At 73.0% G+C, this 14,618-nt stretch carries 13 protein-coding genes; 7 read left to right on the forward strand and 6 right to left on the reverse strand.

Features of this window, described 5'->3' with window-relative positions; genetic code table 11:
- Positions 1-29: 29 nt before the first annotated feature.
- Entirely contained in the window at positions 30-1,088 is a 1,059-nt protein-coding gene (locus R6Y94_RS35845; RefSeq protein WP_412102903.1) for a glycosyltransferase family 2 protein, read from the forward strand.
- On the forward strand, positions 1,085-2,260 hold the full coding sequence (locus tag R6Y94_RS35850; RefSeq protein WP_318398882.1) for a glycosyltransferase: 1,176 nt from the start codon (positions 1,085-1,087) through the stop codon (positions 2,258-2,260). Before R6Y94_RS35845 ends, R6Y94_RS35850 begins: the two co-directional genes overlap by 4 nt.
- A gap of 60 nt (positions 2,261-2,320) precedes the next feature.
- Here R6Y94_RS35850 and rarD read toward each other — a convergent pair whose 3' ends face one another.
- The 4 genes from rarD to eccE all read right to left on the reverse strand — a co-directional run bounded on the left by rarD (position 2,321) and on the right by eccE (position 6,260).
- A complete protein-coding gene (gene rarD, locus R6Y94_RS35855) occupies positions 2,321-3,253 on the reverse strand; it encodes an EamA family transporter RarD (protein WP_318398881.1) in 933 nt (310 codons plus the stop codon).
- Positions 3,250-3,804 (reverse strand): GNAT family N-acetyltransferase, encoded by a 555-nt coding sequence (locus tag R6Y94_RS35860; protein WP_318398880.1) that lies wholly within the window; start codon positions 3,802-3,804, stop codon positions 3,250-3,252. The genes rarD and R6Y94_RS35860 overlap by 4 nt, the downstream gene beginning before the upstream one ends.
- A gap of 109 nt (positions 3,805-3,913) precedes the next feature.
- Positions 3,914-4,300: a phage holin family protein gene (locus R6Y94_RS35865; protein WP_318398879.1), complete on the reverse strand. Its 387-nt coding sequence runs from the start codon at positions 4,298-4,300 to the stop codon at positions 3,914-3,916.
- An 85-nt stretch (positions 4,301-4,385) separates the two neighbouring features.
- On the reverse strand, positions 4,386-6,260 hold the full coding sequence (gene eccE / locus R6Y94_RS35870) for a type VII secretion protein EccE (protein WP_318398878.1): 1,875 nt from the start codon (positions 6,258-6,260) through the stop codon (positions 4,386-4,388).
- A gap of 100 nt (positions 6,261-6,360) precedes the next feature.
- On the opposite strand from eccE, the gene eccB reads away from it, so the two are divergent.
- From eccB to R6Y94_RS35885, 3 genes are all read left to right on the forward strand, one after another.
- Positions 6,361-7,758 carry a type VII secretion protein EccB gene (gene eccB / locus R6Y94_RS35875; protein WP_318398877.1) on the forward strand — a complete coding sequence of 466 codons (1,398 nt, stop codon included), beginning with the start codon at positions 6,361-6,363 and terminating at the stop codon, positions 7,756-7,758.
- 254 nt (positions 7,759-8,012) lie between these two features.
- Entirely contained in the window at positions 8,013-8,333 is a 321-nt protein-coding gene (locus R6Y94_RS35880; RefSeq protein WP_318398876.1) for a WXG100 family type VII secretion target, read from the forward strand.
- A 24-nt stretch (positions 8,334-8,357) separates the two neighbouring features.
- Positions 8,358-8,651: a WXG100 family type VII secretion target gene (locus R6Y94_RS35885; protein WP_318398875.1), complete on the forward strand. Its 294-nt coding sequence runs from the start codon at positions 8,358-8,360 to the stop codon at positions 8,649-8,651.
- A 153-nt stretch (positions 8,652-8,804) separates the two neighbouring features.
- On the opposite strand, the gene mycP is transcribed toward R6Y94_RS35885, so the two are convergent.
- Positions 8,805-10,040: a type VII secretion-associated serine protease mycosin gene (mycP, locus tag R6Y94_RS35890; RefSeq protein ID WP_318398874.1), complete on the reverse strand. Its 1,236-nt coding sequence runs from the start codon at positions 10,038-10,040 to the stop codon at positions 8,805-8,807.
- Positions 10,041-10,222: 182 nt separating this feature from the next.
- Between mycP and R6Y94_RS35895 the strand changes: the two genes are divergently transcribed.
- Both R6Y94_RS35895 and R6Y94_RS35900 read left to right on the forward strand, forming a co-directional pair.
- Positions 10,223-13,234 (forward strand): SseB family protein, encoded by a 3,012-nt coding sequence (locus tag R6Y94_RS35895; protein ID WP_318398873.1) that lies wholly within the window; start codon positions 10,223-10,225, stop codon positions 13,232-13,234.
- The gene (locus R6Y94_RS35900; protein ID WP_101368460.1) at positions 13,231-13,596 is read left to right on the forward strand and encodes a hypothetical protein; all 366 of its coding nucleotides are present in this window, start codon (positions 13,231-13,233) and stop codon (positions 13,594-13,596) included. Before R6Y94_RS35895 ends, R6Y94_RS35900 begins: the two co-directional genes overlap by 4 nt.
- 47 nt (positions 13,597-13,643) lie before the next feature.
- On the opposite strand, the gene R6Y94_RS35905 is transcribed toward R6Y94_RS35900, so the two are convergent.
- Positions 13,644-14,585, reverse strand: coding sequence for an alpha/beta hydrolase (locus R6Y94_RS35905; RefSeq protein ID WP_318398872.1), 942 nt, complete (start codon positions 14,583-14,585; stop codon positions 13,644-13,646).
- Positions 14,586-14,618: the final 33 nt, after the last annotated feature.

Genomic DNA, 14,618 nt, shown 5'->3' on the forward strand with positions numbered 1-14,618 from the left:
CAGAGATCCTCGACGAGTTAGCGGGTCCCATGTCCTCCACACCTGACGTCAGCGTCGTGATCCCCACCCGCGGTCGGCCGGACCTGGTGACCCGGGCGGTCCGCAGCGTACTGGCGCAGACCGTGACCGATCTCGAGGTCGTCGTCGTGGTGGACGGGCCGGACGACGCGACCCGGGACGCGCTGGCGGGACTCGGCGACGACCGGCTCCGGGTGATCGTGCTGCCCGAGTCGGGTGGGGCGCCGAACGCCCGAAACGTCGGGGTCGGTGCGGCGCGGGCCCGCTGGACGGCCCTGCTCGACGATGACGACGAGTGGCTGCCGACCAAGCTCGCCGTGCAGTTGGAGCTGGCCGAGGGCGCCCGGGTGGCGATGCCGATCGTGGCCTGCCGACTACTGAACCGGACGCCCCGGGCCGAGTTCGTGATGCCGCGCCGGCTGCCGGCGGTCGGCGAGCCGCTGACCGAGTACCTCACGGTGCGGCGCGGGCTGTTCCACGGCGACGGTTTCATCCAGACCTCGACCATCCTGGCCCCGACCGAGCTGCTGCGCCGGGTGCCGTTCACCGTCGGCCTGCGCCGCCTCCAGGAACTCGACTGGACGTTCCGGGCGTTGAGCCACGCCGACGTCGACCTCGTCTACGCCGCCGAGCCGCTGGTGATCTGGCACCAGGACGAGGACCGGCCCCGGATCACCTTCGACACGGTCTGGGAGGAGCAGTTCGAGTGGCTCCAGCGGAGCCGACCGCTGCTCACCCGCCGGGCGTACGCTGCGCTCACGATGAGTGTGATCAGCTCGATGGCGGCGCCGACCCGGAGCGCGTCGGCGTTCCGCACCCTGCTGCGCGAGGCGCGTCGGCACGGTCAGCCGGGGATCTTCGACTACCTGGCGTTCGGGCAGATCTGGCTGATCCCGCCGCAGTTGCGGCGTACCCTGCGGGACCGGATCCTGCGTAAGCCCGGCGCCAGCCGCGCGGCGGCCCCGGCGGCCCGGCCCGGCCCGGCCGCCAGCACCGACGCCCGGCAGCCGGTCGGCCCGACCCGGCGGGTCTCCGGTGACTCCGGCAGGCCGAGCGAGATCGGCGCGTGAGCACGCCGTCCCTGCCCGGTACGACCGGCCCGGCGCCGACCGTGGTGATCTGGCGCAGCGGCCTGCTCGCCGGATCCGAGACGTTCATCCGCAACCAGGGCCTCGCGCTGCCCCGCTGGCAGCCGAGGTTCCTCGGCGCCACCCGGGTCGGCTCGCCGCTGGCCGCCGACACCGACGTGATCGCATTCCCGGACGGTGGACCGGACCAGCGGGCCTTCCTGCGGCTCCGGCTGACCGGCGAGTCACCGAGGCTGCGGCGGCTGCTGGCCGGCCTGCGTCCGGCGGTGGTGCACGCGCACTTCGGCAACGACGGCTGGCTGATCAGCCGCACGGCCGCACAACTCGGGGTGCCGCTGGTGGTGACCGTGCACGGCTACGACGTGACGCGGCAGCCGCACGCGCCGGGCCTGCGTGGCGTGCGCTACCGGCGCAACCTGCACCAGGCGTTCGACCGGGCCGCGCTGATCCTGGCCGTCAGCGGGTTCATCCGGGAGAAGGCGATCGCGGCCGGTGCGGACCCGGCGAAGGTCCGGGTGCACCACACCGGGGTACCGATCCCGGCCGAGGTGCCGGACGTGCCGAAGCACTGGGACGTGGTCTTCGTCGGCCGGTTCGTCGAGAAGAAGGGCGTTGACGACCTCGTCGAGGCACTCGGCACGCTGACCGACCGGCGTCCCCGGGTGCTGCTGATCGGCTCCGGCCCGCTGGAGTGGCCGATCCGGGAGCGGGCCGCCGCCCTCGGCCTGGACGCCACGTTCCTGGGCGCACAGGAGCCGTCGGCGGTCGCCCGCTACCTGGCCGAGTCGAAGGTCTTCGTCTCGCCGTCCAAGACGGCTGCGGACGGGGACGCCGAGGGCCTGCCGACGACGATCCTGGAGGCGGCCAGCCTGGGCCTGCCGACGGTCTCGACCTACCACAGTGGAATTCCGGAGGCGGTGCTGCCGGGCGAGACGGGGCTGCTCGGCGCCGAGGGCGACCGGGCGGCCCTGGCCGGCAACATCCGGCAACTCCTCGCCGACGACGACCTGCGGACCCGGCTCGGCGACCAGGCCCGCCGGTTCGTGACCGAGCACTTCGACCTGCACAAGCAGACCCGGCTGCTCGAAGAGCTGTACGAGTCGGTGGCCGCCGGCCGCCCCGGCAGGCCGGACCGGGTGCGGTTGCCGGCGTAGCCCCAGCCGGGTCGGCGGGCCGTCGTCGGCGTGGCCGCCAGGCAGGCCGGGTAGCCCCGGTCAGCGGACGGCGGTGGCCGCCGCGGGCTCCGGGGTGGCGGAGAGCAGCGCGGTACGGGACCGCCGGACGTTGCGGATTCCGTCCACGGTGAAGACCACCAGGGCCAGCCAGACCAGCGCGAAGCCGGCCAGCCGGGCCGGAGGCATCGGCTCGTGGAAGACGAGTACGCCGAAGCCGAGCTGGAGGATCGGCGCCAGGTACTGCAACATGCCGAGCGCGGTCAGCGGGAGCCGGTTCGCCGCACCCGCGAACATCAGCAGCGGGATGGCGGTGGCCGCGCCGGCCAGCATCAGCAGGGCGGTGTGCCCGGCGGAGACCTGACCGAAGCTCGACTCGGCGTGCCAGGTGAGCCAGCCCAGATAGCCGAGCGCCGGCAGGGTGAGCGCCGCGGACTCGATGAACATGCCCTCGGCGGCCGGCAGCCCGAGCCGCTTCTTCACCAGGCTGTACCCGCCGAAGCTCGCCGCCAGGGTGAGCGCCAGATAGGGCAGCCGGCCGTAGTCGACGGTCAGCACCGCGACCGCGATGCCGCCGATGCCGAGCGCCACCCACTGGCCGACGCGCAGCCGCTCGCGCAGCACGGTGACCCCGAGGAGGACGACGAAGAGCGGGTTGATGAAGTAGCCCAGCGCGGTCTCGACGACCCGTTCCGAGTTGACGCCATAGATGTAGGTGCCCCAGTTGACCGCGATCAGCGCGGCGGCGAGCCCGATCCCGGCGAGTTTGCCCGGGCGGTGCCGCAGCGCGCGCAGGAAGCCCCAGTTGCGGGCCACCGCGAGCAGCAGCGCGACGAAGACCATCGACCAGACCACCCGGTGGGCCAGGATCTCGATCGGCCCGGCCGGTTTCAGTAGCCGGATGTAGAGCGGAAAGAACCCCCACAGGGTGTACGCGCCGAGCCCGTAGAGGTATCCGCGCCGCACCTGGTTCATCGCTCTACCGTAAGGGGCTGACTCGGACCAGAGTCCTTTCCAGTGAGCGGTCTCACCGGATCGGGGCCGGGCCCGCCGACCGACCCGGCACCGGCGCCGTCCGCCTCGGGCGGCAGCGGTCGCAGGATCAGCTCCATCCACTGCGGGGGGTTGGCCAGCGGGGTGAAGCCGACCTCGGCGTACACGCCGTGCGCGTCCGAGGTGGCGAGCAGGATCCGGCGTACGCCCAGCCGGCCGAGATCCTTTCGGACGGTACGCACGATCCAGCGGGCCAGCCCCCGACCCCGGGCGGCCGGGTCGACGTAGACGTCGCAGAGCCAACCGAAGGTCGCCCCGTCGGTCACCACCCGGGCGAACGCCACCTGACGGCCGTCGCCCGGGGCGTACACCCCGTAGACGGTCGAGCCGTCGATCGCCCGGAGCAGGACCTCACGGGGCCGGCCGAGCGCCCAGTACGCGTCGGTGGCGAGCCAGTGGTGCACCCGGTCGACCTCCACCCGCCGGGGATCGGTGCAGAGCTCGTACCCGTCGTCTCGTGTCACAGTCAGCACGCCGCGACGCTATCCCCGCCCCGCCAGGTCGGCCCGAGCCAATTCCCGACCAGTGGTCGGCGTGCGCCCCGGGCCGGCCGACGGTCGGCGCCGTCCCGGGGCGGACGGCTCAGTCCCGGTCCATCAGCAGGCCGAGCAGCCAGGTGACCAGGCTCACGAACAGTGCGCCGAGCACCGCCGCCGGCCAGAACCCGTCGACCTCGAACGGCAGGCCGAGCCCGCCGGCGATGGCGCCGGTGAGCAGGAACAGCAGCGCGTTCACCACCAGTGCGATCAGGCCGAGGGTGAGCAGGTAGAGCCCGCAGCCGAGGGTCTTGATGATCGGCTGGAGTACGCCGTTGACCACCCCGAAGATGATCGCCACCAGGACCAGCGTGCCTACCGCCCCGCCGATCGAGTCGGTGTCCAGGGTGATCCCCGGGATGATCAGCGTGGCGAGCCAGAAGGCCAGGGCGGTGCTGCCGAGTCGGACGAGAAGACCTGTCAGGAAACCCATGCCCGCAGATAGTGCCACGTGATCCCAAATCCGCCCAGATCAAACACTGGCCGGATCACATCCGACGGCCCTCGCCGCGATGTGGCTACCGGGCCGGTGGACCGATCAGTTGGGCCTCGATCGGGGTGGCCGAGAGCAGCGCCCAGCGCAGCACCCGACGGTTGATCACTCCGACCATGTCGGCCCGGATCCGGGTCAGCCAGTCCGCCGAGTCGCCGAGCCCGAGCGCCACGCCGGCCAGTTGAGCCTCGTGCGACCGGAGTGGCTGCAACACCACCAGGTCGGCCCGGGAGACGGCGTCGACGTCGACCGGGGCCAGTTCGTCGCGTACGACCAGGCTGGTCTGCCAGCCCGGCCCCGGCTGCGAGTCGGCGGCCACCGGGCCGACGTCGACCACCACCAGCAGCGGGTGCAGTTGGGTGCCGGGCGGGCCGCCCACCGGCCGCCCCGGCGGGATCATCGCGATCGGCGAGCCCGGCCCGCTGGCCCCGCGGACGAACGGCTCCCAGGCGCGTGGCCTGGCCGTCTGCACCACGATCCGGGCGCCGAGCGCCATCGCCCGCAGCGCGATGAGCTGCGCGGCGCGTACGCCGCCGATCAGCACCACCCGGGTGGTCTCGGCCCGGAACAGTCGGGCGACCACCGCCGCGCCGTGCCGGTTGGCGCCGAGCATCAGCCCGGCCAGGCCGATCGGCAGGTCGAGTGAGTCCACAGAGGATGCCGGCAGGGTGGTGGCCGGTGCCGGGGCGGTCGGGCCGGCACCCAGCACCCCGAGCGGCAGGGTGGCGGCGACGCCGTCGAGCTGTTCGCCGTCCAGCCGCCGGGCCACGGCGTGCTCGGCGGAGAGCAGCCGGCGCAGCGCCTGGACGGCGGTGCCGAGCGCCTGGGGAGTGTCGGCGGCCAGCCGTACGGTGACGTCCACCCGGATGCTGTCGATGCCGCCGCCCGCCCACGGGCCGGCGCTCACCGAGACCGTGGTCGCGGTCGCCGGCAGCGCCAGCAGCCGTGGGATGAAGCGGCGCCCGGTCTCGGTCCGCAGGTCCGGCCAGCGGCGCAGCCGGAAGGTGGACTGCAACAGCCCGCCCAGGCTGACGCCCTGCCAGTTCTCCCGAGCCGGTTGCGCGCCGTCGTGGTGCACCATCTCCGCGAGTACGCCGAGCGCGGCGCGTTCGCCGAGCGCCCGGGTCGGCACCGGGGCGAGCCGGCGGCGCACCTTGCGTACCGCGCTGGAGAGCGCACGGCGCAGGTCCTCGTCGGACCAGCCGTCGGCGCGCAGCACCCGGACGGCGAGCAGGGCCCGCTCGTGCCCGAGCAGCCGCCCGTCGGTGAGCTGCCGGTACGACGTGGCCGGCGTGCCGGTGCCCGCGCCCAGCATCGGCGCCGGAGCACCGGTCAGCACCAGTTGCACCCGCATCGGCGGGGTCTCCGCGCTCGCCGCCGGCAGCAGGCTGGCCGGGGAGAGCAGCGACTGCGGAGTGTCGGCGAGCATGCCGACCTGGTCACCGAGTTCGAGTACGGCGGTCAGGCCGTAGGCGTCGCTGACCATGCAGGCGGCGTCGCCGGCGAGGTCGACCGGCAGCACCACGGCACCGGGGTTGACCAGGTCGAGCAGGGCCTCCGGCGGCGCGGCCTGCGGCAGCGTCCGCTGCCGGGCGGAGTAGCGCACCCCGATGGCGATCCACTCGAACAGCCAGCGCCGGCGCATCCGGATCCAGGTCAGCAGCACCAGGGCGACGGCGAGCAGCGCCGCCCCGACGAGCAGCAGTGGGCCCTGACCGGCGGCGGCGAGCACGAGCGCCAACGCCACCTGGATGGCCACGATCTGCCCCGCCCGTACGCCGAACAGGCCGGACCGGGTCGGCGTGGACGAAGCCGGCAGTGGCGCCGGTGGCGACCGGTCGATCCGGCTGCCCGGGGTGCCGGTGGGCCGGGTCCGGTTGTCTGCCGCAGTTAGCGTCACCGCGATAGCCTCCCCTGGATGGGCGTAGGCCGTGGGCCCGCCCCCCGCAATTCGCTCAGAGGCCTATCGTATGGGCCGGACAACCGGAGAGGGGGCCCGCATGCCGTCGCGGCAGGATCAGTTGCACTCCTACCAGTTCATGGTCCAGCGGGTGGTGGGCGCGCTGGTGATGCGGGAGACCGATCCCGCGCAGTCGCCGTTCCGGCGGGCGGCCGGCGCCACCCTGGCCAGTGTGCTGATCGCGCTGATCGGGATCGGCGGTTCGGTGGTCTACGGGGTCTTCGTCGGCGGCGGTGCCACCAAGTGGAAGGACTCCTCGGTGGTGATCGTCGAGAAGGAGTCCGGCGCGCAGTACGTCTACGTCGACAACACCCTGCATCCGGTGCTCAACTACGCCTCGGCGCTGCTCATCGTCGGCCAGCCCGCCCCGAAGACGGTGTCGGTGTCGCGCAAGTCGCTGGAGGGGCAGCCGCGCGGTGTGACGCTGGGCATCCGCGACCTGCCGGAGTCGCTGGCCCCGAGCAACCGGCTGGTCTCCGGCGGCTGGACGATCTGCTCCGAGCCGCGTACGGGTGGCGGCGGCGGGCAGCCACAGTCGACACTGCTGGTCGGCAGGGCGGCGCCCGGCGGTCAGGAGCTGGGCGACGAGGGACTGCTGGCGGAGCACCCCAACGGCCAGCTCTTCCTGATCTGGCACAACCGCCGGCACCTGATCCAGAATCCCGAGCTGGTGGTCGGCGCCCTGTGGGGCAGCCAGCGGCAGGTGGCGGTGGCACCGGCTCTGCTCAACGCCCTGCCCGCCGGGGCGGACCTGGGCGAGATCCGGATTCCCGACGCGGGCGAGCCGTCCGACGCCGTGGACGGCGCGAAGATCGGTCAGGTCTTCCTGGTCGAGCGGCAGGGCGGCGACGGCCAGTACGCGGTGGCCAGGCGGGACGGCCTCTACAACATCACCGAGGTGCAGGCCAACATCCTGTTGACCACGGACGCGGTGAAGCAGGGCGACGCCACCCGGCTCTCCCAGGGCCAGTACGGCGCACTGCCGAAGAAGGGCGACCTGGTGCCCGGCAACGACGCGGCGGCACCGGCGGACACGCCCGAGATGGCGACCGCGGAGGGCGGCGTGATCTGCGGCGACGTGCCGGACGACCGTGGCGTGCAGGGCATCCGGATCGGCGCCGACATGTCCGGGATCCCCGATCCGCCCGCGACCTCGGCACAGTCGGCCCGGGGCGGTGCGCTCGCCGACCAGGTGGTGCTGGAGCCCGGCCGGGGTGTGGTGGTCGAGGCGGCTGCCGCGCCCGGTGCCACCGGCGGTGCCATCTCGATCGTCACCGACCAGGGACGACGGCATCCGGTGACCAGCGGCGAGGTGCTGGGCAACCTCGGCTACGCCGCCGCCAAGCGGGTACGGATGCCGAGCATCCTGGTCACGCTCATTCCGGACGGACCGGCCCTGGATCCCGAGAAGGCCCGCGACCGGGCCGGCGTGCAATAGGCGAGCGGGAAAATGCGCTGGTGGGTAAGAATGTCGGTGACCGTCGGTAACCGCCGGTCCGGTTCATTGCGGTACGGGTTTGTCCACAGGGTGGCCCGAAGGGGTATCCAAGGCTTGCCCTGGCCCGCTACCGTCGGCTACGGAAGTAATTGCCAAGTTGTGCCGTGACCCGTCGGGGGAGCGGACACGAGCCGGGAAGTCCACAGTGGGCGTTCCGGTTGACGACGAGTTAAGGGAGCGGGGTGACTTCGGGGGTGTCCCAGACGCAGGCAGAAGCCGCGGTGATGGAACAGACCGCCACGAAGTTCGAGTCGGTCGACCAGTCGCTGCAGAGCATGCTGAGCAGCCTGATGGGTCAGCTTGAGGTGCTGCAGAGCGCGTGGCGTGGTGCTGGTGGCCGGTCGTTCGAGCAGGTCAAGCAGCAGTGGTCGCAGAACCAGGAGCAGATCCACCGCGCGCTGCGCGAGACCGCGACTGCGATCCGTACCTCCGGCCAGCAGTACGACGCGTCCGACACCGAGGCGTCGAGCCGGATGAACGCCACCAACGCCGGCGGCATGACGCTGCCGCTCTGATTTGGACCGGGGAGGGAAGATCCGATGAGTGACGGCCTTCTTGTCGTCAATTTTGCCGCGTTGCAGCAGGCCAGCGCGGACATCCAGAAGGCGCTGAACACGCTCGACTCGCAGCTCGACCAGCTCGAGTCGGACGCCGCGCCGCTCGTCAACACCTGGGAGGGTGACGCGCAGCAGGCGTACTTCCAGCGCCAGACCAAGTGGCGTCAGGGTGCGCAGGACATGTCCAACATGCTGCGCGACATCAAGATGGCGCTGGACGAGTCCGCCGCGGACTACCTCAGCACCGAGAAGAAGAACACCGGCCTGTTCCAGTAGGGCCTTCCGTACCGCCCAGACTGCCCCGGGCTGCCGCGCGATCCGTGCCGCACCCGGGGCATCTGCTTGCGCTCCAGGACCTCCAGCTCACGCTGCGACAGCGGCTCCATGGCTGGCTGTACCGCGCCTGCGGGTGCCGGCGCCCCCCGAGGGCTAGGGCGTCGGGCCGGCCGGGCGCCAGCCGCGGCGGGCACCCCGGGGCAGTACCACGGCGAGCAGCAGCGCCGCCAGCGCGACGGTGCCGGCGAGGCCGGCCACCCAGAGGGCCCGCTGCTGGCTCTCCGAGCGCCGCTCCGCCTGGGCCACCTCCGCCGGGTCGACCTGGTGGGGAGGCAGCCCGGCCGCCTCGGGGCGCCGGGCCGGCGCCGCCGTGTCGGTGACCGCCCGGTACGGGTTGAGCATCCCGGCCCCGTAGGCGCTCCGGTCGGAGCCCGGCACCGGATCGGTGGTGGCGATCAGGCGTTGCGCCACCTGCCGCGCGTTCAGCTTGGGCCAGTACTGCCGGATCAGCGCCACGGTGGCGGTCACGAACGGGGTGGCGAAACTGGTGCCGTTGTCCAGCACGTGCCCACGCTCCGGCACCGCGACCACGACGTTGCCACCGGGGGCGACCAGGTCCACGTAGTCGCCGCGCTGGGAGAAGGGGGAGACCAGCCCGTCCTCGCCGACCGAGCCCACCCCGATCACCCCGTCGTACGACGTCGGGTACGGCTTCGGGTTCTTGTCCGCGTACAGGTTGCCGGCGGCGGCGACGATCACGACGTCCTTCTCCAGGGCGTACTCCACCGCCCGCTTGAGTTCCGGGTTGTCCTGGTAGTACACGACCGAGAGGTTGATCACGTCTGCGCCGTTGTCGACCGCCCAGCGGATCGACTGGGCAAATGTCCCGACGGTTACGCTTTCGCCGTTCTCCTTGCCCTCGATGACCTTCTTCTCGCTCACCCGTACCGGAAGGATCTTGACCTGGGGCGCGAGCCCCCGGAAGGGGGTGCCCTCCCGGGGAGTGGCCGCGATGACGCTGGCCACGCCGGTGCCGTGCCGGGCGCAGTCCCGCTTCCCGTCGGAGTCCGAGCCGAGGAAGTCGCGCCCGCGTAGGACTCGGCCGCGCATCTGCGGGTGCGTGTCGTCGACGCCGGAGTCGATCACCGCCACCGTCACGCCAGCTCCGACGGCCAGCGGTGCCAGCCGCTCCGGGGCGTACCGCTGTTGCGCCCACGGCAGCGTGGTGATGGGCTGGGCGGGTGGGGTGTTGTTGTCACAGCCGGGCAGGGTCCGCTGGGCGACCGGCGGGGCGAGCGGCGCCGCCGTGACCGGACCGGCGGCGATCGGCGGGACCGCCAGCACGGTGATGGCGCCAACCAGCGTGAGTCGTATTGTCCGGCCACGCATCGGTCGCCTCCGAATCGGTTCGGTCCGTCATCGGGCCGGATCATCGGTCCGGCTCCGCCCACCGGATGCTATCGGTGGATCGCCGCGGACGGCATCCACCGCCAGCCAACCATTGTGATCCGGTCCCCACCTTGTAGGTTGTACGCGATGCTTGTGGCCTGTTCGGCGAGAGGGAGGTGGCCGTGACCGAATGGGAGCCAGCCACCGAGACCGAGGCCGCGATGCGGGACGCACTGCGGGCGGGCGACCAGGAACTCTATTTCCGTATTCTCGCCCGCACCGATCTTCTGTTGCCGGTCTCCGCCGAGGCGCTCGCCGGTCGTGCGCCGATGGGCTGGGGCACCTGGACCACCGGTGGCCGGACGCACGTACTCGCATTCACGTCCACCGCCGCACTGCGCGCGTGTCTCGCCGAGAACGCCGGATCGACCCGGCAGGCACCCTATCCCGAACTGGCCACCGGATGGCCCAACCCGGAGTGGTGGCTCGCGGTGAACCCCGGGCTGCCGATCGAGGGTTACCTGCCGGCCTGGTTCGTCTCCCAGCTCTCCCGGGGTGACGTACGGCTGCCCGGCCGCAGCGTGGGCGCCCGGGCACGGCTGGAGCAGGTCGAGCGGGCCGCCCGAGCCCGGGCCACGGCCGCCGTACCGCGTCGCCCGCCGGACGGGCCGAGGGCGGAGCCCGAACCGGCCGGGGGGTTCCGGGCGGTCGATCCGGACGGGCTGCCGCTCCGGCCGATCGACCCGGACGGGCTGCCCTCGCGCTCGCCTGGGGCGTTGCGGGAGTCCGCCGACTCTTTCCGGCCCATGGATGCCGATGCCTTCCGGGCGGCGGACGCCGAGCCGTTCCGGGCGGCGGGTGCTGACGCGTTCCGGGCCACGGACGCCGACTCGTTCCGGGCGATGGATGCCGACGCGTTCCGGTCGATGGATGCCGACGCGTTCCGGTCGACGGACCCGGACTCACCGGGGCCGCCGCTGCGGTCGCCGGGGGCGTCGCGGGAGGCGGCCGAGTCGTTCCGGTCGATGGAGCCGGAGTCACCGGCGCACCCGTTCCGGCCGGCCGAGTCGTCCCGGGAGCCGGCCGAGGCGTCCCGGTCGGTCGAGGCCTCCGACGAGCAGGCCCCGATCGTGCCGCCGACCGGCGAACCGACAGCGTTCCTGTCGTCTCCGGAACCCGCCCCGGCCCCGGCCACGGCGAGCGGGACCCCGGCCACGGTGCCGGTGATCGCGCCGACGCCGGCCCGGAGCGGGCTGGGCGGAGACTTCGGCAGCCAGATCTCGGAGGACACCTCGGCGGGCTGGATGACACCAGCGGGTCCGACCCGACCCACCTCGGCGAACACGGCGAACGGCAGTTCGGCAGCCGTGCAGGGGTCGGCTGGTCCGGCGTCGTCGGTGTCCGCGCCGCCGTCCGGCGGTGCGCCGGGCGGCCCGCCACCGGCCTGGCACGGGTACGCGGGCCAGCAGGTCGACCGACCCGCCGAGCCGGTCGAGACCCGGACGCCGGAGGAGTGGCCCGGCACGCCCGTCGCCCCGTGGATGCCCCCGTCGGAGGTCCCGGCCCCGGAGGTCCCGGCCCCGGAGACCTGGACGCCACCGGTCGCGCGCTCCGAGCCGTCACTGTTCACCCCGGTTCCTCGACGTCCGGCCGGTGACTCGCCGTCCGTGGCCGGTGAGCCGTGGTCCGGCGCGACCGCTGAGGGTCCGACGACGGCCTACGAGCTGGCCGGTTCCGGACGGCCCGGCACCGATCCGGTTCCCGCGAGCCGGGCAGCCGCCGATCCGGAACCCACCGAGGCTCGTCCCACCGAACAGATCCTCACCGGTACGGGTCTCACCCAGTCGTTCTCCGGCCGGTCGTTCGCGACGGAGTCCCTGACGATGGGCTCGCTGCCCACCCAGAGCTTCGGCGCCGGCCCGGCACCCACCGAGCAGTTCACCGCCGGCCCGTCCGCCACCGAGCAGTTCGCCGCCGGTCGATCGGTCCGCGAGCAGTTCGCCGCTGCTCCGTCCGTCAGCGACCAGTTCGCCGGTGGTTCCCAGCCGACCGAGCGGTTTGCGAACGATCCGGCGGTCACCGAGCAGTTCGGCCCCGGGTCGGCCCCGACCGAGCCGATTCCGGCCAGTGCCCGGCCGCCGGCCGCCGGTTGGGGTACGACCGGACCGGTCGCCGCCGAGCCGCCGGCCGGTGCCGATCCGGTGCCCGCCCGCCGGCTGCCGTCGGACTTCGTACCGGCCAACGAGGTCGAGCGGAGCCTGCTCGACGCGGCCGGTGACGGCAGCACCGACACGTTCCTCTCCACGCTGCTGCTCGCCAGGGTGCTGCTGCCGGTGGCGTTCAACTCGGCTCCGGGCGCCCGACCCGGTGACGACGGCTTCGAGTGGCGTACCGAGCTGCTGGACGGGGAGCGTTATGTGGTGGTGTTCACCTCCCCGGAGCGGCTCGGCGACCACCTGCCGGAGACCATCGACACCGTCGAGGTCAAGTTCGCCCAGTTGATCCGGCGGTGGCCGGACGACAACTATTCCTTCGCGGTGAACCCGGGCACGCCGGTCGGCGCCAAACTTCCGGGTGGACAGATCGTCGCGCTGGCGAACTGGGCCGCCGAGGTGGGCCTCGGCGACGACACCGGTGAGCCGGCGCCGCAGGCGCCCGCCGAGGAGGAGGCGCCCCGGCCGACGTACGCGCCGGCTCGGGACGACCCGGGGCGGCCGACGATGATGCAGAAGACCATCGCCCCCAGCCAGCTCTCCTACTATCTCGACCGGGGCTACGACCGGGTGTCGGGCTTCGTGCACCGGGCCTCCGAGGTCGCCCACCTGCGTACCCCGGCGAAGCTCTACGCCGCGCTCGGCCTGCACTACCCCGGTTCACCCTTCGACCGGGACGCCGAGGAGATCTACGTGCTCCGCTGGCCGGCGTACCGGCCCAGCCTCTACCGGATACCGTACGGCGGCCAGAACGAGGCCGCCATGCGGGCGATGGAGGGTTGGGTGATCGAGCGGCCGCCGTTCCGGGGCAACGGGTTCGCGCCGGGCGAGAGCAGTGACGTGGTGGCCGAGTTCAAGGTGGACAGTGTACGGCTGCCGCACGGCGCGCAGCTCCACCGGATCGGGCTCGACGGCACCGAGCGGCTGGTGGCGACGCTGGACTGCGACGTACCCCTCTGGCGCCGGGCCGAGGAGGGCTGATGCGCGACGGTTACGTGGCCCAGTGGCGTGGCCGGGAGTACGAGGCCAGCCCGGCCGGTGACGACGTGCGCCTCTACCAGGCGGAACCGGGCGAGGGCTTCGAGGAGGTCCGGCCCGGGCGGTACGTCCGGGTGGTGGCCGCGGCCGAGGTCGGCGAGCTGGTCTACGTCCGGACCAGGTGCTCGTGGCAGGGCCAGCCGTTCATCGTGCTCGCCCAGCACGACAACTGGCTGCGGGTGGAATACACCGGCGGACGCTGGCCGGTCGCCGAGGCGATGGGGCTGGAGGCGTTCGACTTCGGGGTCTACCAGGGCTGGGCACCGGCGGCCGAGGTCACCGACCTGCGGGAGAACCGCGCCTGACCTGCGCTCGCAGGCGGCCGGCCGGCGCCCCGGGGCCGGTACGGCGGTCACGACTTGGCCCAGCGCAGCACCTCGCCCAGCACCAGGTCGGTTGCCTCGACGTGCGGGAAGTGGCCGACGTTGTCGAGCAGCCGCCACTCGTACGGGGCCACCACGTAGCGGCTGGAGCCCTGGGCGGTACGCGGCAGCGACGCCTGATCCAGCGCGCCGTGCAGTTGCAGGGTCGGGGTGACCAGCGGCTTCTGCATCAGCTTGACGAACCGGTAGCCGTGCAGCCGGAGTACTGACCGGAACGCCCAGCGGTAGCCCTCCATCGCGCAGAACGCGGCCTGCGGAATCCGCATCGCCTGCCGGCAGCGCTCCGCATAGTCGGCGAAGCCGGGACTCCGCACCCAGTGCGGTCCGCCCCAGCGTTGCAGGAAGTAGCCGACCAGCGCCGCGTCGTCCCGGGTCAGCACGTGCTCGTACCGGGGAATCTGGAACTTCAGCGTCGGGGTGGCCGCCGCGAACTGGCCGCGCGGGTCGGCGAAGATGCCGGCGCGCAGCCGCAGCGGATGCGGTGCCGCGAGCACCACCAGCCGGCGGACCAGGCTGGGGTGGAAGGAGGCGGCGGTCCAGCCGATCATGCCGCCGGCGCCCGAGCCGACCAGCATCGCCGAGCGCTCGCCGAGTGCCCGGATCAGTCCGGCCACGTCGGCGGCGAGGGTGTAGCCGTCGTACCCCCGGGGCGGCTTGTCGCTGGCGCCGTAACCGCGCAGGTCGACCGCGACCGCCCGGTAGCCGGCGTCGGCGACCGCCGGCAACATCTCGTGCCAGGCCCACCAGAACTCGGGGAAGCCGTGCAGGAACAGCACCAGCGGCCCGCTGCCGGCCTCGACGACGTGGAACCGGCTGCCGTTGGCGCCTACGAAGCGGTGCGTCCACGGCCCGTCCACCAGTACGCAGGACTCGTCGACGACGGACCTGCGGCCGCCGCCGCGCTCGCTCATGCCGCCTCCCCCGGTGTGCCGGCGGGCCCGGCG

The sequence above is a fragment of the Plantactinospora sp. KLBMP9567 genome (assembly GCF_033446045.1).
GTDB lineage: Bacteria > Actinomycetota > Actinomycetes > Mycobacteriales > Micromonosporaceae > Plantactinospora.